At 70.5% G+C, this 22,310-nt stretch carries 20 protein-coding genes; 13 read left to right on the top strand and 7 right to left on the bottom strand.

The genetic code is table 11. The features are described from left to right. Positions 1–48 precede the first annotated feature (48 nt). The 6 genes from OHA21_RS12225 (at position 49) to OHA21_RS12200 (ending at position 8,711) form a co-directional block, all read left to right on the top strand. Positions 49–1,407, top strand: a complete 1,359-nt coding sequence (locus OHA21_RS12225) for an extracellular solute-binding protein (RefSeq protein ID WP_328473338.1) — start codon at positions 49–51, stop codon at positions 1,405–1,407. Then, positions 1,404–2,318 (top strand): carbohydrate ABC transporter permease, encoded by a 915-nt coding sequence (locus OHA21_RS12220; RefSeq protein ID WP_328473336.1) that lies wholly within the window; start codon positions 1,404–1,406, stop codon positions 2,316–2,318. Before OHA21_RS12225 ends, OHA21_RS12220 begins: the two co-directional genes overlap by 4 nt. A 1-nt stretch (position 2,319) precedes the next feature. Further along, entirely contained in the window at positions 2,320–3,132 is an 813-nt protein-coding gene (locus OHA21_RS12215; RefSeq protein WP_328473334.1) for a carbohydrate ABC transporter permease, read from the top strand. Between the two features lie 2 nt (positions 3,133–3,134). Beyond that, positions 3,135–7,235, top strand: coding sequence for a glycoside hydrolase family 38 C-terminal domain-containing protein (locus OHA21_RS12210; protein WP_328473332.1), 4,101 nt, complete (start codon positions 3,135–3,137; stop codon positions 7,233–7,235). Between the two features lie 35 nt (positions 7,236–7,270). Then, positions 7,271–7,837 (top strand): DUF7158 domain-containing protein, encoded by a 567-nt coding sequence (locus tag OHA21_RS12205; protein ID WP_328473330.1) that lies wholly within the window; start codon positions 7,271–7,273, stop codon positions 7,835–7,837. Between the two features lie 97 nt (positions 7,838–7,934). After that, entirely contained in the window at positions 7,935–8,711 is a 777-nt protein-coding gene (locus OHA21_RS12200) for a maleylpyruvate isomerase family mycothiol-dependent enzyme (protein WP_328473323.1), read from the top strand. A gap of 49 nt (positions 8,712–8,760) precedes the next feature. On the opposite strand, the gene OHA21_RS12195 is transcribed toward OHA21_RS12200, so the two are convergent. Continuing rightward, positions 8,761–9,693, bottom strand: a complete 933-nt coding sequence (locus OHA21_RS12195) for a hypothetical protein (RefSeq protein ID WP_328473321.1) — start codon at positions 9,691–9,693, stop codon at positions 8,761–8,763. 180 nt (positions 9,694–9,873) lie between these two features. On the opposite strand from OHA21_RS12195, the gene OHA21_RS12190 reads away from it, so the two are divergent. After that, complete coding sequence (locus OHA21_RS12190; RefSeq protein ID WP_328473319.1) at positions 9,874–10,344, top strand: DUF4352 domain-containing protein; 471 nt, start codon at positions 9,874–9,876, stop codon at positions 10,342–10,344. Here OHA21_RS12190 and OHA21_RS12185 read toward each other — a convergent pair. Further along, positions 10,310–11,713 (bottom strand): Nramp family divalent metal transporter, encoded by a 1,404-nt coding sequence (locus OHA21_RS12185; RefSeq protein WP_328473317.1) that lies wholly within the window; start codon positions 11,711–11,713, stop codon positions 10,310–10,312. The genes OHA21_RS12190 and OHA21_RS12185 overlap by 35 nt on opposite strands. Next, positions 11,637–12,983, bottom strand: coding sequence for an alpha-hydroxy acid oxidase (locus tag OHA21_RS12180; RefSeq protein ID WP_328473315.1), 1,347 nt, complete (start codon positions 12,981–12,983; stop codon positions 11,637–11,639). The genes OHA21_RS12185 and OHA21_RS12180 overlap by 77 nt, the downstream gene beginning before the upstream one ends. Positions 12,984–13,048: 65 nt before the next feature. Between OHA21_RS12180 and OHA21_RS12175 the strand changes: the two genes are divergently transcribed. Beyond that, complete coding sequence (locus OHA21_RS12175) at positions 13,049–13,453, top strand: hypothetical protein (protein WP_442875091.1); 405 nt, start codon at positions 13,049–13,051, stop codon at positions 13,451–13,453. Here OHA21_RS12175 and OHA21_RS12170 read toward each other — a convergent pair. Continuing rightward, positions 13,413–14,276: a polysaccharide deacetylase family protein gene (locus OHA21_RS12170; protein ID WP_328473313.1), complete on the bottom strand. Its 864-nt coding sequence runs from the start codon at positions 14,274–14,276 to the stop codon at positions 13,413–13,415. The two genes, OHA21_RS12175 and OHA21_RS12170, sit on opposite strands and share 41 nt — an antisense overlap. 87 nt (positions 14,277–14,363) lie before the next feature. Between OHA21_RS12170 and OHA21_RS12165 the strand changes: the two genes are divergently transcribed. The 3 genes from OHA21_RS12165 (at position 14,364) to OHA21_RS12155 (ending at position 17,459) form a co-directional block, all read left to right on the top strand. Further along, complete coding sequence (locus OHA21_RS12165; protein ID WP_328473312.1) at positions 14,364–16,004, top strand: glycoside hydrolase family 9 protein; 1,641 nt, start codon at positions 14,364–14,366, stop codon at positions 16,002–16,004. Between the two features lie 108 nt (positions 16,005–16,112). Continuing rightward, positions 16,113–16,796: an NAD(P)-dependent oxidoreductase gene (locus OHA21_RS12160; protein WP_328473311.1), complete on the top strand. Its 684-nt coding sequence runs from the start codon at positions 16,113–16,115 to the stop codon at positions 16,794–16,796. Between the two features lie 9 nt (positions 16,797–16,805). Further along, positions 16,806–17,459: an alpha/beta fold hydrolase gene (locus tag OHA21_RS12155; protein ID WP_328473310.1), complete on the top strand. Its 654-nt coding sequence runs from the start codon at positions 16,806–16,808 to the stop codon at positions 17,457–17,459. A 7-nt stretch (positions 17,460–17,466) separates the two neighbouring features. Here the strand turns inward: OHA21_RS12155 and OHA21_RS12150 are convergent, their stop codons facing one another. From OHA21_RS12150 to OHA21_RS12140, 3 genes are read right to left on the bottom strand one after another with little or no spacing between them, the layout of a single operon-like run. Continuing rightward, a complete protein-coding gene (locus OHA21_RS12150) occupies positions 17,467–18,501 on the bottom strand; it encodes a HAMP domain-containing sensor histidine kinase (protein WP_328473309.1) in 1,035 nt (344 codons plus the stop codon). Beyond that, the gene (locus tag OHA21_RS12145) at positions 18,498–19,166 is read right to left on the bottom strand and encodes a response regulator transcription factor (RefSeq protein WP_328473307.1); all 669 of its coding nucleotides are present in this window, start codon (positions 19,164–19,166) and stop codon (positions 18,498–18,500) included. Before OHA21_RS12145 ends, OHA21_RS12150 begins: the two co-directional genes overlap by 4 nt. 19 nt (positions 19,167–19,185) lie before the next feature. Next, positions 19,186–20,817 (bottom strand): serine hydrolase domain-containing protein, encoded by a 1,632-nt coding sequence (locus tag OHA21_RS12140; RefSeq protein WP_328473305.1) that lies wholly within the window; start codon positions 20,815–20,817, stop codon positions 19,186–19,188. Between the two features lie 145 nt (positions 20,818–20,962). On the opposite strand from OHA21_RS12140, the gene OHA21_RS12135 reads away from it, so the two are divergent. Both OHA21_RS12135 and OHA21_RS12130 read left to right on the top strand, forming a co-directional pair. Further along, positions 20,963–21,550 (top strand): TIGR03086 family metal-binding protein, encoded by a 588-nt coding sequence (locus OHA21_RS12135; protein WP_328473303.1) that lies wholly within the window; start codon positions 20,963–20,965, stop codon positions 21,548–21,550. Between the two features lie 78 nt (positions 21,551–21,628). Further along, positions 21,629–22,177 carry a RipA family octameric membrane protein gene (locus OHA21_RS12130; protein WP_328473301.1) on the top strand — a complete coding sequence of 183 codons (549 nt, stop codon included), beginning with the start codon at positions 21,629–21,631 and terminating at the stop codon, positions 22,175–22,177. Positions 22,178–22,310: the final 133 nt, after the last annotated feature.

Raw genomic sequence — 22,310 nt, 5'->3', positions numbered from 1 at the left:
TACGTTCTCAGAACTATGCAGGAGGATCCACTTTCGAAGGAGACGAGCATGCGACGACGCACCACAGCTCTCCTTGCCGGACTGCTGACCCTGACCCTGAGCGCGACCACGGCGTGCTCCGGCGATTCAGGCGGCGGCGACAGCGACGCGAAAACCCTCACCGTGGCGTACCAGAAGTTCGGCACCTTCATCCAGATGGACGACCTGATGAACAAGGTCAAGGGCGAGTACGAGGCGGCCCACCAGGGCTGGACCGTGAAGCTGCTGCCGATCGAGGCGTCCGAGAACGACTACTACACCAAGCTCACCCTGATGAACCGGTCCCCCAACACCGCGCCGGACATCCTCTACGAGGACACGTTCCTGGTGAACACGGACATCCAGGCCGGGTTCCTCGCCCCGCTCGACGACTATCTGAGCAAGTGGGCCGACTGGGGCCAGTTCACCGACGCGTCGAAGGCGGCCGCCAAGGGCCTCGACGGCAAGATCTACGGCGTTCCGATGGGCACCGACACCCGCGCCCTCTGGTACAACAAGGATCTGTTCGCCAAGGCGGGACTGCCCGTGCCGTGGCAGCCGAAGACCTGGGACGACGTGCTCACGGCAGCGCGTACGATCAAGTCGAAGTTGCCCGGAGTGATCCCGATGAACGTCTTCTCGGGCAAGGGCGCGGGCGAGGCCGCCAGCATGCAGGGCTTCGAGATGCTGCTCTACGGCACCGCCGACACCCTCTACGACGAGGCGAGCAAGAAATGGCTGGTCAACACGCCCGGCTTCCTCGACTCGCTGACCTTCATCAAGACCGTGTACGGCGAGAAGCTCGGCCCCGACGTGCAGGACGCGCTCGACCCGAACTTCGGCACCCGGCTGAACTCCGAGCTCATCCCCGAGAACAAGATCGCCATCGACCTGAACGGCTCGTGGCAGAGCGGCAACTGGATCGAGACCGGCGCGAAGCCGTGGCCGGCGTGGACCAAGGTGCTCGGCCAGGCCCCGATGCCCACCCAGAACGGCCAGGCGCCCGGTGCGACCAGCATGTCCGGCGGCTGGGTGCTGTCGGTCGGCTCGCGCACCAAGGACAAGCAGGCCGCGTTCGACTACGTGAGCCTCGCGCTGAACAAGGAGAACTCGCTCGCGTACGACATCGCGGCCGGCCAGATCGCCGAGCGCAAGGACGTGGCCGAGGACCCGAAGTACCTGAACTCGAACCCGACCCTGAAGTTCTTCACCGACCTGGTGCAGGTGACCCACTTCCGGCCCGCCTACCCGGAGTATCCGCGGGTCTCCAACGCCATCCAGGTCGCCATGGAGGCGGTGATGACCGGCCAGGCGACGCCCGAGCAGGCCATGGCCACCTACGGTGACGAGGTCAAGGCGGCCGTCGGCCCCGACAAGGTGAGCGGGTGACGGCCACGACGCTGCCCCCGGCGGTGCGTGACCCTGAGGAAACGCCCCGCCGGGATCGCGGCCGCGGCCTGCGCAGCCTCATCCCGCTGCTGCCGGCTCTGGTGCTGCTGCTCCTGTTCTTCGCGGGCCCGATGCTGTGGAGCGTCTACATCGCGTTCACCAACACCGCGCTCAGCGGCGCCGGCGCTGTCGAATTCGTCGGCCTGGCCAACTTCGAACGGATGGTGAACGACCCGGCCTTCTGGCATTCGATCTGGCTGACGCTGATCTTCGTGGTCGGCTCGGCGGTGATCGGCCAAAACACCCTCGGGCTGCTGCTCGCCCTGCTGATGCGCGGCCGCAACCGGGTCAGCCGCACGCTGGTCACCGGGCTGGTGCTGGCCGCGTGGGCGGTGCCGGAAACCGTCGCCGGCTTCTGCTGGTACGCGTTCCTGCACCGCACCGGCACCCTCAACGAGCTGCTGCAGCACGTCGGAGTGCAGCAGAACTGGCTCTACACCGCCCCGATGGTCGCGGTCATCTTCGCGAACGTGTGGCGGGGCACCGCGTTCAGCATGCTCGTCTACGACGCGGCGCTCTCCGACGTGCCACCCGACCTGCTGGAGGCCGCGGCGATCGACGGCGCCTCCGGCTGGCAGAAGTTGCGTTACGTGACGCTGCCGCTGATCCGCCGCTCGATCGTCAGCAACCTCATGCTCATCACGTTGCAGACCCTCGCCGCGTTCGGCCTGATCTTCGTGATGACCGGCGGCGGGCCGGGCACGGCCAGCCAGACCACGCCGCTCTACATGTACGAGCAGTCGTTCAAGTTCTACGAGCTCAGCTACGGCACGGCGATGGCACTGGTCCTGCTCCTCGTCGGCGCCCTCTTCTCGGTGATCTACCTGCGGCTGATCAGGTTGGAGGACTGACATGGCCCGGCGCCTGGCGATCTACCTGGCCCTGCTGCTGATCGCGATCTGCTTTCTGCTCCCGTTCGCCTGGCTGCTGATCTCCTCGATCCAGCCGCACTCCGGCCTGTCGGCGGAGGTGACCTGGGAGTTCTCGCTCGTGAACTTCCAGGAGGTGCTCACCCCCGAGACCGTGTTCCGCCCGATGCTCAACTCACTGATCATCTCCGGCAGCACGGCGATCTTCACCGCGCTCGTCGCCACGTTCGCCGCGTATCCGCTGTCGCGCTACCGCAACCGGTTCGGCCGCAACTTCCTGCTCATCATCCTGTTCGCCACCGGCCTGCCGATCACCGCGGTCATGGTGCCCGTCTACGCCATGTACAGCCGGTTCAACCTGATCGACTCGGTGCCGGCCACCATCGCGTTCATGACGGCGTCCGCGCTGCCGTTCGCCATCTGGATGATGAAGAACTTCATGGACAGCGTGCCGCTCAGCCTGGAGGAGGCCGCCTGGACCGACGGCGCGGGCTGGTTCCAGTCACTGCACCGCATCGTGCTGCCGCTGATGGTCCCCGGGCTGACGGTCGTGTTCATCTTCACGTTCGTGCTGCAGTGGGGGAACTTCTTCGTCCCGTTCATCCTGCTGCTCAGCCCGGAGAAACAGCCGGCCGCGGTGACCATCTACACCTTCTTCTCCCAGTACGGGCAGGTCGCCTACGGCCAGCTCGCCGCGTTCTCGATCCTCTACACCGTGCCGGTGATCCTTCTGTACTCCGCGGTGTCCAAGGTGCTCGGCGGGGCGTTCAGCCTCACCGGCGCGGTGAAAGGATAAGCATGCGCATCGTGGCCGTGACCAGCACCGAGTTGTTCGTCGGCGACCCCGCCCGCCAGATCGTGCGGGTCGAGCTCTCCGGACTCACCCAGCCGGCCGAGATCAGCATCGAAGGCCCCGGCCTGCACGGGTCGGCCGGCGCCGAGGGCCAGATCACCGACGTCCCGATAACCACCGATCAAGATCCAAAATCCATCGTTCCGGTACGGGTGACAGCCGGCGCCGCCACTGTCGAAACGACCGTGACCGTGGCCGAGCCCGGCTGGACGGTCTGGATGATCTCCCACTTCCACTACGACCCGGTGTGGTGGAACACCCAGGCCGCGTACACCGCGACGTGGGACGAGGCCGGCCCGGCCGCCGCCGAGTTCCGCGCCGCGTTCCAGCACGCCGGGTTCGACCTGGTCCGCGAGCACATGGAGAGCGCGCGCCGCGACCCGGACTACAAGTTCGTGCTCGCCGAGGTGGACTACCTCAAGCCGTACTGGGACGCGCACCCGGGCGACCGCGCCTACCTGCGCCGACTGCTCAGCGAGGGCCGCCTCGAGCTGATGGGCGGCACCTACAACGAGCCGAACACCAATCTCACCTCGGCCGAGTCGACGGTCCGCAACCTGGTCCACGGCGCCGGGTATCAGCGCGGCGTGCTCGGCGGCGACCCACGGACGGCCTGGCAGCTGGATGCGTTCGGCCACGACCCGCAGTTCCCCGGCCTGGTCGCCGCGGCCAGCCTCGACTCGTCCTCGTGGGCGCGCGGACCGTACCACCAGTGGGGTCCGATGCTGTGGACCCACGAACCCAAGCTCGACGGGTGGGGCGATCCGTCGGTCATGCAGTTCACCTCGGAGTTCGAGTGGCTGTCCCCGTCCGGCGACGGCGTGCTCACCCACTACATGCCGGCGCACTACTCGGCCGGCTGGCAGATCGACTCGAAGGCCACCCTCGAAGAGGCGGAAGAGAGCGTCTACCACTTCTTCCTGTTGCTCAAACGGGTCGCCGCCACCCGCAACGTGCTGCTGCCGGTCGGCACCGACTACACCCCGCCGGCTAAGTGGATCACCGAGATCCAGCGGGACTGGAACGCCCGGTACTCCTCGCCGCGCTTCGTCTGCGGCCTGCCGAAGGAGTTCTTCGCCGCGGTCCGTTCCCAGCGCAGCGCCTTCCCGCCGCAGACCCGGGACATGAACCCGATCTACACGGGCAAGGACGTGTCGTTCATCGACACCAAGCAGGCGCAGCGGGCGGCGGAGTCGCTGCTGGTCGAGGCGGAGACGTTCGCGACCGTCGCGGCGGCGCACGGGGCCGCCTATCCGCACGCGGCGCTGGACCGGGCGTGGCGGCAGCTGGTATTCGGCGCGCACCACGACGCGATCACCGGGTCGGAGTCGGACCAGGTCTACCTCGACCTGCTCACCGGGTGGCGCGAGGCGTGGGAGATCGCTTCCGGCGTACGCGAAAAAGCGTTGTTGACCTTGGCGCCGCAGGCGGGAACCGGCCGGATCGCGGTGTTCAATCCGTCGGGCTGGCCGCGAACGGACGTGGTGCGGGTGCGGGTGGCGTTCGCCTCGCCCGGAACGTCGTCGGTCGGCGTGGCGGGCGTGCCGTCGCTGGTGGAGAACGCGGAGCTGCATGCGGACGGCAGCCTTGCCGCCGCCGACGTGGTCTTCCGGGCGGCGGACGTCCCTTCGGTCGGCTACCGGACGTTCTCGTTGGGTGAGGAGTCCGGATCGTGGGCGGAGGTCGACTCGCCGACCGTCATCGCCAACGAGTTCCTGCGCGTGAAAGTCGATCCGGCCCGCGGTGGTGGTGTCGTCGCGCTCGACGACGTGCGCACCGGACGGCACTACCTCGTGGCCGGCGAGACCGGCAATGAGCTGCGCTTCTACGACGAATACCCGGCGCACCCCAAATACCACGAAGGGCCGTGGCACCTGCTGCCCAACGGTCCGGCCACCCACCTCTCCAGCGAAAATCCCGCATCGGTACGCGTGGAGCACTCCTCCCTCGGCCAGCGCCTCACCGTCATCGGCACGATCGGCGGCGTCACCTACACCCAGGTCCTGACCCTGTGGGACGGCTCCCCGCGCCTGGACTGCGCCACCACGCTGGAGGGCTTCACCGGCACGGACCGACTGGTCCGGCTGCGCTGGCCGGCCGCGATCCCAGGCGGTCTGCCGGTCAGTGAGGTCGGCGCCGCCGTGGTCGGGCGTGGTTTCGCCCACGTCGAGACCGACACCGAGACCGCGCCGTGGACGCTGGACAATCCGGCTCAGAACTGGTTCGCGCTCTCGCACACCGCCCGCGTCGAGGTGTCCGACCCGTCCGGGGCGCGCCTGCACAGCCGGGCCGTCTCCATCGCCGAGGTGATCACGTCCGGCGACCCGGCGGCCGCCCGGGACCTGGTGGTCGCCCTGGTCCGGCAGGGGGTCACCGCCACCACGTCGGTTGACACCGGTTCGCGGTACGGGCGCCTCGCGATCGACTCGAACCTGCCCGACGTCCGCATCGCCGTCGGCGGCCCGTCCACGAACGCGTTCACGGCGGCGGCCCTCGCGGCGGCGCCACCGTCATATGCCGCCGAGCTCGACCGCCAGCTCGCCGCGTCCGGCTCGGCCCGGCTGTGGATCCCGGCTGCTTCGGCGCTGACGGAGGTGTGGCAGCCCAATGCGGATCTCACCGACGTTCGGGCGCTGCCCGTCCTCGTGGTCGTCGGCGACCTGTCGATCCTGGACGGCTCCGTCATCGCCGCGACCGGTCTGGCGGCCGGACCCGACCCGGATCTCGTGCCGGGGACCGTGGCGCTGCTCAACCGCGGCATTCCCGGCTTCGCGGTCGACACCTTAGGCGCGCTGCATCTGTCGCTGCTGCGCTCGTGCACGGGCTGGCCGTCCGGGGTGTGGATCGACCCGCCGCGGCGTACCGCGCCCGACGGCTCGAACTTCCAGCAGCAGCACTGGACGCACACCTTCGACTACGCCGTCGTGGCCGGCGACGGCGACTGGCGGGACACCGCTCTGGTGCGCCACGGTCAGGAGCTGAACCATCCGCTGTCGGGTTTCCCGGTCGCGTCCGGGCCGGACGAGCAGAAGTCGTTCGTCGGCGTCACCAACGCTGTCCTGGCTGCTTTCAAACCGGCGGGCAACCCGCTCGCCGCCGGGTTGGAGGCCACGCCCGAGATCTCGCGGATCACCGCCCGCCTGTACGAGCCGCACGGCCGCGATGTCTCGGCCCGGCTCGATCTGTGGACGCCCGCCACTGACCCCCGGCCCGCCAACCTGCTCGAGGAACCCTCCGATGCCGGCGTCGACCTGACCGCGATCCCGCTGTCGCCGTCCGCCATCCGGACGCTCACCTTCAGCGTTGCGCCCACCACGCCCGCTACCGTCGTCCCTGCCGCCGCTGCCTTTGCTGTCGAGGAGCCGCCTGCCTACGCGCGCTACTGGCTGCACAACACCGGGCCGGCACCCACCGGCAACCTGCCGCTGACCGTGCACGTCGACCCGCCGCTCGTCACCGCCGACGGGCCGCTCCGGCTCACCGTCACCGTCGCCTCCTCGCTCGCCTCGCCGGCCGGGGGAACCGTCCTACTCGGCCTGCCGGACGGCTGGACCAGCACCCCCGACACCGTGCCCTACGACCTGGCACCCGGCGGCCATCAGATCACCGAGGTCGAGGTGACCCCCTCGCCGGCTCAGGGCTGCCACTGGATCACCGCCCGGCTCACCCACGACGGCCGGACCGTCGAGGACATCGCCCGCGTCCTGGTCGGCACCGCGGCCCCCGAGACCGTGACCGCCGCCCTGCGCGACACCCACCTGCGCCTGCGGCCGGGCGACGCGGCCACCATCGGTCTCGACCTCAGCAGTGACGCCGCCGGCCCGATCCTCGTGCACGCCCAACTGATCAGCCCCTGGCACACGTGGGAACTCTTTCCCACCGTCACCACCGCGGTCACCCTTCAGCCGGGGGCCAAATCAGAAACCCACTTCCCCGTACGCGTCCCGCCCGGCCATCCCACCGGAACCTGGTGGGCCCTGATCAAGCTCGCCCACGGCGGCCGCCTGCACTACACCGCCCCGGCGATCATCGAGGTCGCGCCGTGACCGCCGGCTCGCGCCCTGACTCCCTGGGTCGCGCCGTGAACGCCGTCGCCGCCTGGGTCGCGGGGGAACCGATCGCGGCGGCCGTCGTCGATCAGCGGCTGGCCGCCCTGCGCAGCGGGCCCCTGGCCGCCCGTCTCCCCCACCCGGAGACCGCCGAGGGCCGCAACCTGCGCCGCTGGGTCTGCCAGGCGGTCGTCACCGAAGCGGTCGTTCGCCACGAAGCCGCTCTGCTCGGCATCACCGCCACCGCACAGGACGGCCCGCCCCGCCCGGTCACCCTCGCCCAGGCCCTGCGCACCGGTGGCATGACCGCCGCCGTCCTCGCGGCCGACCCGCTCGCCCGGGCCCTGCGCCGCCACGTCCTCCCGCCGTCCGCACCGCCGGAGTCCGAGCTGCAGGCGTACTTCTCCCGCAATCGCGACCGGCACCCCGGCCCGTACCCCCGCGAACGCTCCCGCATCGCCGCCACCCTGACCGCGGCCGCCGCCGAGCGCGCCTTCGCGCGATGGCTCGACCAGCGCTGCGCCGACCTGGTCCGGCTGGCGCCCGGCTACGAACACCCGGCCGACCCGGCCCATCCCGACGCCACCCACCACCACTGACCCGCGCCGCTTCCCGAGCCGGTTGGTGAAGCGGCTCGGGCGCCGATGTCGTCGAAACCCGCTGTCGGTTGTCGGAGCGGGATGGTACAAAGCCGCGGTGGAAGAGACTTTGGAGTTCATCGACCTGTTGCGGCTGATGGACGAACGATCGACCGCTTTCCGGGCGGCGGTCGCCGCGGCGCCCAGCCTCGACGTGCAGGTGCCGACCTGCCCCGAGTGGACGTTGTTCGACCTGGTGCAGCACCTGGGCGAGGGACGCCGCAGGTGGGCCGCCATCGTGGCTGCAGGGCCCGCCGACGCTCCCCCGGCGGTGTCCAGCCCGGAGCCGCCCCGGGAGCGCGAGGCCCTGCTGGCCTGGTTCACCGCGTCGACCACAGAGCTGCTGGACGCGCTGCGCGAGGCCGGCCCGGATCGTGGCTGCTGGACGTGGTGGGGTCCGTCGCAGTCGCCGCAGACGACCGGGGCCGTCGCCCGGCATCAGCTCCAGCAGGTCGCCGTGCACACCTACGACGCCCAGGTCGCCGTGGGCGCCCCGCAGCCGCTGCCGGACGAGGTGGCCCTCGACGGTGTCGACGAGTTCCTGACCACCTGCGTCGCGAACACGGCGGCGTGGCCGCACAAGCCCGCGGTCATCGACTACCACGCCACCGAGGGCCGTTGCTGGCGGCTCTGGTTCTCCGCCGACGGCGCCCGGGCCGCCCGCCTCCCCACGCCGGCCGCCGCCGAGGTCCCCGAGGTGGCCTATGTCTCCGCCCGGGGCACGGCCAATGAGCTGGTCATGTTCTTCTACGGCCGCATTCCGGCGGACTCGCTGCAGCTCGACGGCGACCGGCACGTCCTGGACCAGCTGATCGCCTGGGAGCCGGGGGCATAGGACGCGACGACGGACCCACCGCGGGAAGACTTCAGCCGGCCCGGCCGGTTCACCGGGGCCCGCCTCTCGGCGCGGCGGTGGACGCGGTCGCCGTGGTGGGCCGCTCCGCGGTGCCGGTGTCGCTGAGGAGATCACCGAGGCCGTACAGCAGCCTCGCCGTTGAACGGCGCAGGCCGGATCGCTCGTTGGACGGGACCACGCCGTTCCCCCGCTGCCGGGCACGTGCCGCTTCCAGTCTGCTCAGGGCCCGGCCGGCGCTGTCGGCGATCTCCTGGCCGAGGCGGCCGGTGAAGCTGCGGTAGGTCCGCCAGGCGGCGACGGTACAGGCGAGGTAACAGATCGGAGACACCGCCGCGACGACCAGGAAGACGAGAACCAGCGTACGGTCCTCGGACTCAGTCCGGACGACGCTGACGCCGAAGAACACGGCCAGCGGAACCGTGATCGCGTTCATGCAGGTCAAAACGGCGAAGGTCGCGAATCCCGTGCTGCGTTTGGCCAGCCAGCCACGGAACGAGATCGTGGACCCGTGCAGCTCGAGGCGCTGCCCGGCCGCCCGCAGCCGCCGGATCCGGGGGATGTCATCGATCGCCGGTGCCGCGCTCAGCACGGACCGGATCCGGCGCAGTCCTCTGGTCCTGGTGAATCCGCGTGCGGCCTGCACGCCCAGCCGCAGCAGGGTCGCGAACGCCGCCACGATCATGGCCAGCCCGCCGAGACGTTCTGCGCCGCTGCTCTCCCCCGCGGTCATCAGGTTGATGCCGGTTCCCGAGACGGTGGCGCCGAGAGCGGAGAAGATCGGAAGGTAGATCGCGGTGTAGACGACTTCGGTGGGGATGCTGTGCAGCTGCCGGAACAATCCGAAGGTCAGCCGGCCAGCCGCGGTTTCCACGATCAGGTCGGTGAGGCCACCGACCGCCGACAGGATGCTCCCCAGGAAGAGCAGGACCAGCAGGACGGCGAGTACGGCGCCGGCTTCCACGAAGCCTCCTTCAACCGGACCGGAGGGGAAACGCTACCAAGCTGTCCACTGCGGATGCCTTCCCCGGTTCGGGTGATCACCGGGGAACCAGCCGGAGTGAGCCTGCCGGAAGATCACGGCTTGTCCGATCAGGCGAAGTATGCCGCTGATCAGGCGAAATCGGTGGCTTGACGCAGCATAGTGACCGACAGTAAGGAATGCCGTACGAATCTGCCCGTCGCCCGGCCGCGAGGGCACCGGTGCCGCTCAAGGTGGTGGCCGCACTCGTCGTCTCCGGTGTCGCGGTGGTCGCCCTGTTCGCGGCCGGGGTCGCCGCCGAGCGGTTCAACCGGGAGGAGCCGGTCGCCGCCGCCGTCGCCCCGTCGAAGGCCGCCGGCCAGCAGAAGAGCACGTACTTCCTCGGCCTCGCGCAGAAGGCGCGGGACGCGGACGGCACCGGCTACGGGTACGACGAGCGCCGGCATCTACGCCAACCGGGACACCCGCACGTTCCTGGAGAAGGTGGAGCCCGGCGGACGGGTGACCGGCAAGCTGGTCTTCGACATCCCGACGAAGGTCCAGCTTGCCGGCCTGGAGTTGCACGACTCCCCACTCTCGGGCGGTGCGACCGTCGCCCTCACCCGCCGAACAGCTTCTCCAGCTGCTGGTTGAAGGTGAGCACGGACAGGAAGCCGAACAGCAGGAACGCCCACACCAGAGCGGCGACCCGGCCGGCGCCCGGGCGGATCTCCTTGGGCAGCACCCGCCGGTTCACCAGGATCAGCAGGGCCGAGTAGATGAACATCATCAGTCCTCCGGTGACCGCGGAGATCACGAGCAGGACCAGCGGCTGGGACAGGCCGGACAGGATCACGACGATGCCGATCAGGACCAGGCCCCAGACCAGCCCGAAGTAGATCTTGCTCTCGTTGGCGCCCTTCAGGTACCCGGTCTTGAGCACGTCGGCGCCCAGCCGGCTGGTGTAGTCGACGATCCCGAGCGCCGCGGCGAACAGCGAGAACGCGCCGATGATCCAGAAGAAGGTGCCGAACCAGCCGCCCACCGCCGTGTTGAGCGCCTCGCCCTCGGCCTTGAGGAACGAGATGTTGTTCTCGAGGCCCTCGTCACCGAACACGGTGGCGTAGGCCAGCATCGAGGTGAAGAAGATGGCCAGGAAGCTGATCAGCACGAAGGTGACCAGCTGCTCCCGGTTGGCGAACGACCACCAGCGCCGCCACCGGGCCAGGTTCGACTCGGTGGGCTCGAAGATGAATCCGGTCGACGGCGCGGCCTCCAGCTGACCGGTCACCGGGCTGACGATCCGCGGCACGTAGGCGCCCATGCCGAACCGCTTGTCGCGGATCCAGTTGCTCTGGCACAGGTTCTGCCCGCCGCCGGCCCCGGCGAACGCCAGCGCACCCAGCAGCAGGGCGAAGCCGAGTTCCTCGTACGGAATCCCGGCGTTGGTGATGATCTGCGGTGCGTCGGCCCAGGCCGACGCACCGATCGCGGCGACCGCCCCGACCACCATCAGCAGCAGGACGGCCGCGACCTTCACCATCTCGGTCTTCTCGAGCGCCTGGTAGACCACCGGCGCCATGGTCAGGATGACGCCGATCACCAGCAGGATGCCGATCGCGATCGGCGCGACGCTGCCGCCGACCAGGTAGGTGATGAGCGTCGCGGAGCTGGTGGCCCAGCCCGGCCAGATGTTGGCGAAGTACGCCAGGATCGCGAAGAACAGTCCCCAGTGCCGCCAGTACCGGCTGAACCCGGTGAGTGCGGTCTCCCCAGTCGCGAGGGTGTACCGCTCGATCTCCATGTTGAGGAAGTACTGGGTGGCCAGACCGACAAAGGCGGCCCAGACGAAGACCAGGCCGACCTGCGAGGCGATGTACGGGAAGAGGATGAACTCGCCGCTGGCCAGACCGACGCCGGCGGCGATGATGCCGGGCCCGATGACCTTACGGAAGTTCGCCGGCGGCTCCGGCATCTCCCGCACCTCGGGTGCGGGCAGGTACTTGGTCGGGAAGGAATCCACCACTGAGCGGGTACTGACCATCGTGGCTCCCGAGGTCGGAGAGGGATGGGTGGAAGGCGACGTGCCGGCCCGAGAGATCCTCACTGCGCCGCACGCCGAGCAGTTGCATCGAACGCTGGTACTCGCCGGCGAGCAGCTCGACAGTGCGCAGCACGCCGTCGCGACCGCCGGCCATCAGGCCGTACAGATAGGCACGTCCGATCATGACGGCGTCCGCGCCGAGCGCGCGGGCGGCGAGGATGTCCTGTCCGTGCAGGACACCGCCGTCGATGAGGACGGTGGCCGCCGGCCCGAGCTCGGCGCGGATGGCCGGGAGGACATCCAGGGTCGCCGGCGAGCGGTCCAGCTGACGCCCGCCGTGGTTGGAGACCACCACGCCGTCGGCGCCGCGCTCCAGGGCCTCCCGCGCCGACGCGGGCGTGGTCACCCCCTTGACGACGAGGTTGCCCCGCCACCTGACTCGCAGCCGGTCCAGCGCCTGCAGGTCCAGGCCCGGGTCGAACATCATGCTCGCCACCTCGGCCGGGCTCGGTTTGCCCGGGACGCCGGCGAGCGAGGCGAAGGTCATGCCTCCGGTGGTCAGCTTGTTGAACCACCACCGCGGGAAGCGGGACATGTTCAGCACGGTCCGGGCGGTGAGCGTCGGCGGGATGGTGAGGCCGTTGACGACGTCGCGCAGCCGCATCCCGGAGACGGTCGTGTCGACGGTGAGCAGAATCGTCGTGTACCCGGCTGCCTCGGCGCGGGAGAGCAGATCCTCGTTCACCTTCGGGTCGGGGGTGAGATACAGCTGGAACCACAGATCGCCGTCGGGTGACGCGGCCCGCACATCCTCGATCGACGTCGAGCCCACCGTCGACAACGCGTACGGCACCCCGACGTGTTGAGCCACTTCGGCGACGGCCGCCTCGCCGTGATGGTGCATCATCCGCGTGTAGCCGGTCGGCGCGAACATCAGCGGCATGGCGATGCGCCGCCCCAGCAGGGGAACGCTCGGATCCGGGTCGGCGACCGAGCGCAGTGTCTCGGAGAGGAACGTGACCCGCCGATAGGCAGCGACGTTACGCGCCGCCGTGATCTCCTCCTCCGCCGCGCCGTCCACGTAGTCGAAGACCGCGCGGGGAGTGGTGCGCCGGGCCAGGTCACGCAGGTCGCGGACCGAGTTCGCCCGCTCCAGCCGGCTCAGCCACGGCTTCTTGAACTGCACGACGTCGCGCAGCTCCGACCACCGCGGCAGTTGCCGCGCCGTCTGGACCGGTGCGAGCGCCATGGTCGCCCTCCCCTCCCGTATCGAAGACGGATACCCCAAAGCGGCGCAGCGGAATCCGTCGATCGGTGGGGCGCACGACCCGACCGCTGACGGATGAAACGGCGGCGGCGACCGGCCACGATGGTCACATGAGCGAAAACGAAACTTCCCAGGCCAGGAACTTCCTCTCCTACCGGTCGAGCGGCTCGGTCCTGAGCGTCTGCTCGAAGGATTCGGTCCTGTCGATCGGTTGCGTCGGCTCGATCCTGTCGGTCGGCTCGTTCGGCTCCGTGCTGTCGGTCGGCTCGGTCGCCTCCTTCGGCTCCGTGCTCTCGGTCGGGTCCTTCGGCTCGCTGTTCGCGGTCGGCGTCTTCGGTTCGGTGCTGACGACCGGATCACCCGCGCTCAGCGCCGCGGTCGTGCTGGCCGTCACCCTCGCGGTCTTCCTGATCAGCCGCCCGACGGACCGTCGAGCATCTCGGACAGCATGACGGGCCGCAGTCCCCGCCGCTGCAGGCCGGCCAGGATCTTCGGCAGCGCATCGTCGGTGTACTGGGCGTTCGCCTCGGTGATGTGCAGAATGATGATCGATCCGGGTTTGACCTGGGACAGCACGGCACGCACGATCGGCGCCGGGCCGCGGGCGAACGGGTCGCCGCTGACCACGTCGCCGTCGACGACCGTGACACCGAGCGGGGCCAGGGCCTTCAGCGCCGCCTTGTCGTGACACAGGCCCGGGAAGCGGAAGTAGCGGGTCTGCCGTCCGCCGTACGGCTCCAGCACCCGGAACGTCTTGGCGACATCCTCGGTCATCGCGCCGGGCGGCAGCTGAGGCAGCGTGTAGCAGCCGGCGGTGAACGCCGCGTGCTCGTAACTGTGGTTCGCCACCTCGAACTGCGGGTTGCCGGCGAACCGGCGGGTGAGCTGCGGATACTGCTCGGCCCACTGGCCGGTCACGAAGAAGGTCGCCGGGATCTTGCGCCGCTCCAGCAGTTTCAGCAGCGCGAGATTCGCGTACGACGAGACCGCGCCGCTGCGCAGCCTGGCCGCCATCGCATCGGTCATGTCGGCGTCGAACGTCAGGCTGACCACATCGCGATCGCGCGGCCCGTGCTGCACGACCGGTGGCTTCACCCCGGTCCGGCCGGCTCCCGGCGTGACCACCGGCGCGGGCGCCGACTCGAGAACCGGTGCGGACACAGAAGACGGTGCTGCCTCGGGCGCCGGCTCCGGGGCGATCGGTTGTTCCACCCCGCACCCGGCCGCCAGCACCAGCACCGCACAGACAGCCAGACCCCGGCCTATGATCCACATCCGGCAGAGGATGCCATCGGCCCGCAACACCGCCTCGGCTGACCATCGAGTTTGACAGCGCACCCCACCGCTGAGAGCGTTCCCGGCATGTCTGAGGTCGCGATCAACCAGGTTGGCCATCTTCCGTCCGGGCCGAAACGGGCCACCCTGGTCACCGACGCCACCGAGGCGCTGGCCTGGCAGCTCGCCGACGGCAGCGGGCGGGTCGTCGCGACCGGGACGAGCGAGCCGCGCGGCACGGATGTCTCCTGCGGCCAGAACGTGCACACCATCGACTTCGGCGCGCACCAGCAGGCCGGCACGGGTTTCACGCTGAGCGCCGACGGCGCGACCAGCCGGCCGTTCGCCATCGGCGCGGACCTCTACCGTCCGCTGCGCGCCGACGCGCTGAAGTTCTTCTACTGCCAGCGCAGCGGCATCGAGATCCGCGACGACCTGCGGCCCGGCTACGGCCGCCCGGCCGGGCATCTCAGCGACCGCGACGTCCCCTGCGCCCCGGACGCCGGCGACTACCGGCTGGACGTGCGCGGCGGCTGGTACGACGCCGGCGACCAGGGCAAGTACGTGGTCAACGGCGGCATCACGGTGTGGCAGCTGCTGCACGCCTTCGAGCACCGGCGCGGTCTCGACGATCTGGCGCTCGACCTGCCGGAGAGCGGCAACGGGGTGCCCGACCTGCTCAACGAGGTGCGCTGGGAGCTGGACTTCCTGCTGCGCATGCAGGCGCCGAGCGGCCTGGTGCACCACAAGATGCACGACCAGCAGTGGACCGGCCTGCCGACCCTGCCGCATCTCGATCCGCAACCGCGCGTACTGCGCCCGGTGTCGACCGCGGCCACGCTGAACCTGGCCGCGGTGGCGGCCCAGGGATCGAGGATCTACCGCAAGTACGACGCGGACTATGCGGACCGGCTGCTGGCTGCCGCGCGGACCGCCTATGCGGCGGCCGGGGACCACCCGATCCGGTACGCGCCGGTCGAGGACACGATCGGCGGCGGCCCGTACAACGACGACGACGTGCGCGACGAGTTCTACTGGGCGGCGGCCGAGCTGTTCCTGACGACCGGCGAGCAACGGTACGCCGACGCGGTGCTGACCTCGCCGCTGCACACCGAGGACGTGTTCGGGTCGTACGCCCTCGACTGGGCGGCCACCGCAGCCGCCGCCCGCCTCAGCCTGGCCTTGACTCCGAACGAGCTGCCCGAACTCGACGCCGTGCGCGCCTCGGTGGTCGCCGGCGCGGACAAGTACCTCGCCATCCAGCAGGCCCACCCGTACGCGGTGGCCTACGCTCCCCCGGGCAACCAGTGGGAGTGGGGCTCCAACAGCATGGTCCTGAACAACCTGATGGTCGTCGCCGTGGCCTACGACCTGACCGGCGAGACCCGCTACCGCGACGGCGCCCTGGAGGGCCTGGACTACCTCCTCGGCCGCAACGCGCTGAATCTGTCCTACGTGACCGGCTACGGCACGGACTACGCGAAGAATCAGCACAGCCGCTGGTACGCCCACCAGATCGACCCGAGCCTGCCGCACCCGCCGAACGGAACCCTGGCCGGCGGGCCGAACTCCGGGCTGCAGGACGAGGTGGCGCAGGCCCGGCTGACCGGGCAGGTCGGCCAGTTCTGCTACGTCGACGACATCCACTCCTGGTCGACGAACGAGCTGACGATCAACTGGAACGCGCCGCTGGCCTGGCTCGCGGCCTTCGCCGCCGACCTCGACTGATCAGCTGTTCCGGCACAGACAACGATCGGACACGCCCATTGACTGCCTTACGACGTAAGGCTTACCGTCGACACAACCTTACAACGTAAGACGCGGGAGGCGTTCGGAATGCGGGTGTGTGTCGTGGGGGCATCAGGCAAGCTCGGGCGGTACATGGTCCGCCACGCACTGGACCGTGGCTACGAGGTGGTGGCGGTGTGCCGCGAGCAGAGCGTCGGCAAACTCGCCGAGTTCGACGGCCGGATCACCGTGGTCCCGGGCGTGACCGATGACCGGGACGTGATCCGCCGGGCCGTCGCCGGCTGCGACGGCGTCCTGACCGTCCTGGTGCCGTGGGGCGTGCACGGTTACTCGACGGGCACGGCCCAGGCGGTGCTGGACCACGCGCCGGCGCACGCACGGCTGATCTTCTCCTGCGGCTGGCACATCAGCCGCGACGGCAAGGACCGCTACACCGTCGGGCTGCGGGCCTTCGTCGCGGTCTTCCGGACGCTGGCCCGGCTGCTGCGGATCGCCGACCTCAGCGACCAGGAGGCGGCCTGCCGGCGCATCTTCGCCAGCGACACGCGCTGGACCGTGGTGCGCGGCAGCGACCTCGAAGAGGGAGAGAGCCAGGGCCTGCCGGTGTGGAGCCGGCACGTCGGCGATCCGGTCCTGCGCAGCAACCGCACCCGGCGCGTCGACTTCGCCCTGTTCATGGTCGCCGCGCTCACCGACGACGCACTGATCCACGAGGCGCCCGCGATCGTCGGCTGCAACACCCGGTCGGCGCTGGCGGCAGCGCGGCCCTAACCTACCGGCGTGCCCTTCTTCACCTCACATGACGGTACGCGGATTCACTTCGACGAGGTGGGTGACGGGCCACCACTGCTGGCGCTGCCCGGGGGTCCCGGCACCGACGTACGGTATCTCGGCGATCTCGGTGGCCTGGCCGCCGGCCGCCGTCTGATCCGGATGGACGCCCGCGCGGCCGGCCGTTCGGAGGTTCCCGGCGACCGTGCCACGGTGTCGTTCGTCGAGCAGGCCCGCGACATCGAGGAGCTGCGCCGGTTTCTCGGGCTCACCCGCATGGATGTGCTCGCGCATTCGGCGGGAACGCTGACCGCCCAGGAGTACGCCGTGGCCCACCCCGGCCGGGTGCGCCGGTTGGTGCTGGTCACGCCGGTCGGCCGGGCGGCCCGCGAACCGGACGCCGCGGAGCTGGCAGCGTTGCGGGCGTCGCGTGCCGGCGAGCCCTGGTACGAGGCGGCGGCCGCCGCCGATCCCGCCCTGCGGGCCGGCGGACTCAGCCGGGAGGCCGAGGTGATCGCGCCGGCCCGCCTGGTGGCGACGACCTATCCGGACAGCCGCCTGGAAGTGATCCCGGAGGCCGGTCACCGGCCGTGGGCGGAGCAGCCCGACCTGTTCCGCACCCTGGTCGACGGCTTCCTGTCAGCAGAGGCACGCAGCGAGTAGCCGGCCGTCAGCGGCGCAGGGTGAGCCGGAACGCGCAGCCGTCGCCGGCCGGACCGGGCGACGCGAGCGTGAGCTCGCCGCCGTGCGCCAGCGCCACCTGGCTGGCGATCGGCAGGCCGAGGCCGGAGCCGGCGACGTCCGTGCGGCTGCGCCAGAATCGCTGGAACACGCCCTTCTGCTCGGCGGGTGCGATGCCGGCGCCGTGGTCGATCACCACCACCGCGACCTCATACGCCGCCGCCTCCACGCTGATCTCGACGCTGGTGCCGGCCGGGGCGTACCGGACGGCGTTGTCCACGAGGTTCGTCACCGCCCGCCGCACGGTGGGCTCGTCGAAGGCACACTCCGCGGTCCGCGGGCCGGTGACGGACACCGCGATCGCCTTCGTCGCGGCGAGCACACCGACATCGGCGGCGACCGCGCGGACCACGGCCATCAGGTCGGCCGGGCGTCGCGCGATCGTGCGCGCCCGGCCGCGGGCGTCCACCAGCAGCTCGTCGATGGTGGCCTGGAGGCGGGCGGCCGCCGCCGCGGTGTTCTCCAGCCCTCGCCGGTAGTCCTCGACCGTCGGATGCGGATGGGCGAGGAGCACCTCAGCGTTGGCCATCAACACCGCCAGCGGCGTACGCAACTCGTGGCTCGCCTCCTCGATCAGCCGCCGCTGGGTGTCGGCCGCCTGCTCCAAGCGGCCGAGCATCGCGTCGATGCTGGACGCGAGCTGGACGACCTCACTCGGGCCACGGTCCAACCCGACGCGGCGGGTCAGGTCGACGGCGTCGACGTCCTCGGCGACGGCGCGGACCCGGTCGATGTCGCGCACCGCCCGCCCGGCCAGGCCCCAGGCGAGCGCGGCGGCCACCGGCGCGAGGGCGAGCACCGTCCAGGTCACCCCGTCGGAGCGGTGCCCGGCCGTGCTCGTGACCAGGTGGGACTCGACTTCGACGTCGCTGACCACGACCACGCCGAACAGCAGGAGCACGGGGACGTAGATGGCCAGGAACCCCAGCACCGCGAACCGGGTACGCAACGATCGCCAGATCATGACTGCTGCAGCCGGTAGCCGGTGTTGGTGACCGTGACGATCAGCGCCGGCTCGCCGAGCTTGCGCCGCAACCGGCTGAGGATCACCCGCACCGACGAGGTGAACGGGTTGGCGTTGGCGTCCCAGACGTGCTCGAGCAGCGTCTCGGCCGGCAGAACCTCGCCCGGGTGGTGCATGAAGTAGCGCAGCAACGAGTACTCCCGGGCGGTGAGGTCGAGCGGCGTCGCGGCCCGCCAGGCCCGATGGGTGGCCAGATCAAGCGTCAGCTCGCCCACCCGCAAGGTCGATCCGGCGCTGTCCTCGCGGCGGCTCAGCGCCCGCAGCCGGGCCAGCAACTCGGCGAAGTGGAACGGCTTGACCAGGTAGTCGTCGGCGCCCGCGTCGAGCCCGGCGACGCGATCGGCCACCGCGTCGCGCGCGGTCAGCACCAGGCAACGCCGGGGCCTGCGCAGGTACGGGTCGGCTGAGGCCTGCCGGACGAGAGCGAGCCCGTCGCCGTCCGGCAGACCCAGATCCAGGCACACCACGTCGTACGTCGTGGTCGCGAGCAGTTCCTCGGCGGCCGCGCAGGTTCCGGCCACGTCCACCGCGTACGCCTCGTTGCGCAGGCCCAGCGCGAGCACCTCGGCAAGGCCCGCGTCGTCCTCGACCAGCAGGACACGCATGTCGCGCTCCCCTCCCCGTTCAGCGTCTGGATGCCCGCACGGTCGCCGTTCCGGCCGGCCCGGAGACGGTCACCGTGCCGCCGGCGAAGTCGAGGGTCACGTCCGGGCCGGTGCCGGCCGGGCGGTACCGGTTCGCTGCGACCGGTACCAGTGTCAGGGCCGGCGGCACGGTGGGCAGTTCCGCCCCTTCGATGTTGCTGTGCTCGTCGACCGCGTACCACCCCGGTTGCGGACCGTCGCGAGTGGTCACGGTGACGTACGTGCGCATCTCGCCGTCGGCGACGACGGTGCCGCCGGCGGCCACCGCGGTGATCGGCCCGAACTCGGCTTCCACGGCGCTGCGCTCCTCGCGGCCCTGCCGGGTCTGGCCGGTGAGCAGGTCAAGCACGCGCTGCTCGTGAGCCCGCAGGTCGTCGGCGGAGAACCGGCCGCCTGGCGGGAACAGCGCACCCACCGCGTCGGCGCCGACGGCCGCGATCCCCGGCCGGTTGCCGGCAGCGGTGACCTCGAACGATCCGCCGGTGTCCAGCCGGTACTCTCCGACGATCTCGGTCAGATCGCTGCCGCCGGCCGGTGCGGTCGGCGTCGGCAGCGGCTTGCCGGCCACCAGCGACGGTACGGTCGCGGCCAGCAGTTCCTCGGCGGTGAGCACCGATCGGTTGGACGCCATGACGATCACCCGGTCCCGCGCGGGAAGCCAGACGACCGCCACGTTGTGGCCGACGTCGCCGCCACCGCCGGCGATGGCCACGATCGGCGTGCCGTACACCTTCGCGTCGAACGCCGCCCAGCCGCCGAGCGTGTAGGACCGGCCGTCGCCCATCGGGTGCGCCAGGTCGCCGGCGAGCTCGGCTAGCGGGCCGTGGAACAGCGCATGCGCCCAGGAGGCCAGTTCCTTGGAGGTCATCGCCAGCGAGCCGTTGCCCTCCGTCGTCCAGTACGGGCCGGCGAAGGTCCTGGAGCGGCCGGGCTTGCCGTCGTCGAGGTAGCCGGCCGCGGCAGGTCCGGCGGCGGCCGGCCGGCCGTGCCAGAAGCCGCCGCCTCCGGGCGGCGTGAGGACGTGGTTGACGGTGTAGTCGCGGTAGGACATTCCGGACACGGTGTCGATGATGATCGCCAGCAGCGTGTATCCGGCGTTGGAGTAGGCGTCGTCGGTGCCGGGCGGGAACGCGAGGTCCAGTTTGTTGATTGCGGCGATCGCGCCGGCCCGATCGAGTGGCTGGTCGTCGGCGCCGATCGACCCGCCGATCCCGCTGGTGTGCAGCAGCACCTGACGTACGGTCGCTTCGGCCACCGGCCCGGTGACTGCCGGCACCAGCTTGCCGACCGGGTCGTCCAGCGACAGCTTCCCGTCCCCGGCGAGCTGGAGGATCGCGGTGGCGGTGAAAGCCTTGCTGACCGATCCGATGCTGTACACCGTGTCGGCGGTGTTGCGGGCGCCGGTGGCGTCGTCGGCCGTGCCGTAGCCGGCCAGGCACTCGAACCGGCCACCGGTCGACACCGCGATCGCGCCGCTGAACCCGGCCTGCGCCCATGCGCCGAACGCCGCCTCCAGCTTCGGCTCACACGATGGCGCCGGATCACGGTCGGCGGTGCAGGCCGCCGTCCCGGCCAGCAGCATGCCGATCACCAGGGCTACAGGCATTCTCATGCCGCGAAGTTAGGAGCCAGGCTGCGAACGTGATGTAAACGAGGTTCCCGCGTGCGGCGGATATCCACGACCTCCGCTCCTACTATGAGAACCGCCGCGCCCCGCCCGCGCCGATCGGCCTCACGTCTTCAGGAGAGGACCGTCCGTGACCTTCGCCGTACTCACCACCGCTCTCGACGCCCTGCGTCACGTCACCGCGGCCGTCCGCACCGACCAGCTGGACGACCCGACCCCGTGCTCGGAATGGACGGTGGCGCAGGTGCTGTTCCACGCCGCCGGTGACCAGCACGGCTGGGCGTCCACGGTCGGGGGCGGCTCGCTGCCCTCCTACGACCCGTTCAACCCGCCGCGCCGGCTCGACGGCGGTGTTCAGGACACGGTTGCGAAGGCGCTCGAGGCGGCGGCCGGGGCCTGGGCCGGTGTCGACCCGGCGGCGGCGTCGGTGCGTACACCGCTGCCGCCGGTGCCGGAGATGGCGCCGGCCCTGGCGGCCGCGGCCTGCGCCCTCGACGCCGCCGTCCACGCCTGGGACGTCGCGGTGGCGACCGGCCAGCCGAGCCCGCTGACCGCCGCGCTGGCCGAGCAACTGCTCCCGGCCGCGCAGGCGACGGCCGATCCGCTGCGGGGCTTCGCGTACGCCTCCGCCCTGCCCGGCCAGTCCGGCGACGATCCGGCCGCCACCCTGCTGCGTTACCTCGGCCGCGACCCGCGGTGGACACCCGAGGGCAGGTGACCGGGCCCGCGGATCTGGTCCGGCAGCCCGGCGCCAGAACCCTCAGGGTGGGAGCAGCGCGTGCTCCAGAATGGGCGCGTGAACCTCGCTCGATATCTGCGCCCGACCACCGTGGCGATCGACGATGTCCGGCCGGCCCTGTGGACCGGTGCGGGTGATGCCCAGCCACAGCCCACGGCGGAGGGGTCCCATCCCGCCGTCCTCCTCGAGCAGTACAAGATCTACGTGGAGATGGCCGACCGGGTCAGCGCACGGCGCGGTCTGACCAACACCTTCTTTCTCACGTTGAACACCATCATCGTCACGGCGTTCGGAACTTTGTGGAAGGACGAGCCCCGGGCCTCGACCTGGTTTCTCGCCATTCCGGCCGTCGCGCTGCTCCTGCAGTGCGTGGCGTGGTTCTGGATACTGAGCTCGTATCGGCAGCTCAACTCCGCGAAGTACATCGTGATCGGCGCCCTTGAGGAGCGATTGCCGGCGTCGCCCTATTGGCGGGCCGAGTGGACAGCGCTCGGGCGGGGAAAGGACCCGTCGAGGTACTGGCCCCTGACCCATCTCGAGCAGTGGATTCCCGTGTCGTTCGCGGTGGTCTACATAGGCGCCTTCATCGTCGTGGTGTCCGCCTGACGTCCGTCCGTGCGGCCGGGTCGACCACGACCGGATCGGTCTGTCCAGGCGACGCCATCGAACCACCATGGCCGAATTCTTTCTGTGGTCATCCTGTCACTCAACGCTAAGGTATTGACAGTGTTCGACCGGC

It is taken from the genome of Actinoplanes sp. NBC_00393 (assembly GCF_036053395.1).
GTDB lineage: Bacteria > Actinomycetota > Actinomycetes > Mycobacteriales > Micromonosporaceae > Actinoplanes.
Note: the sequence above shows the minus strand (reverse complement) of the source record. Positions and strands in the feature narration are given on the sequence as shown.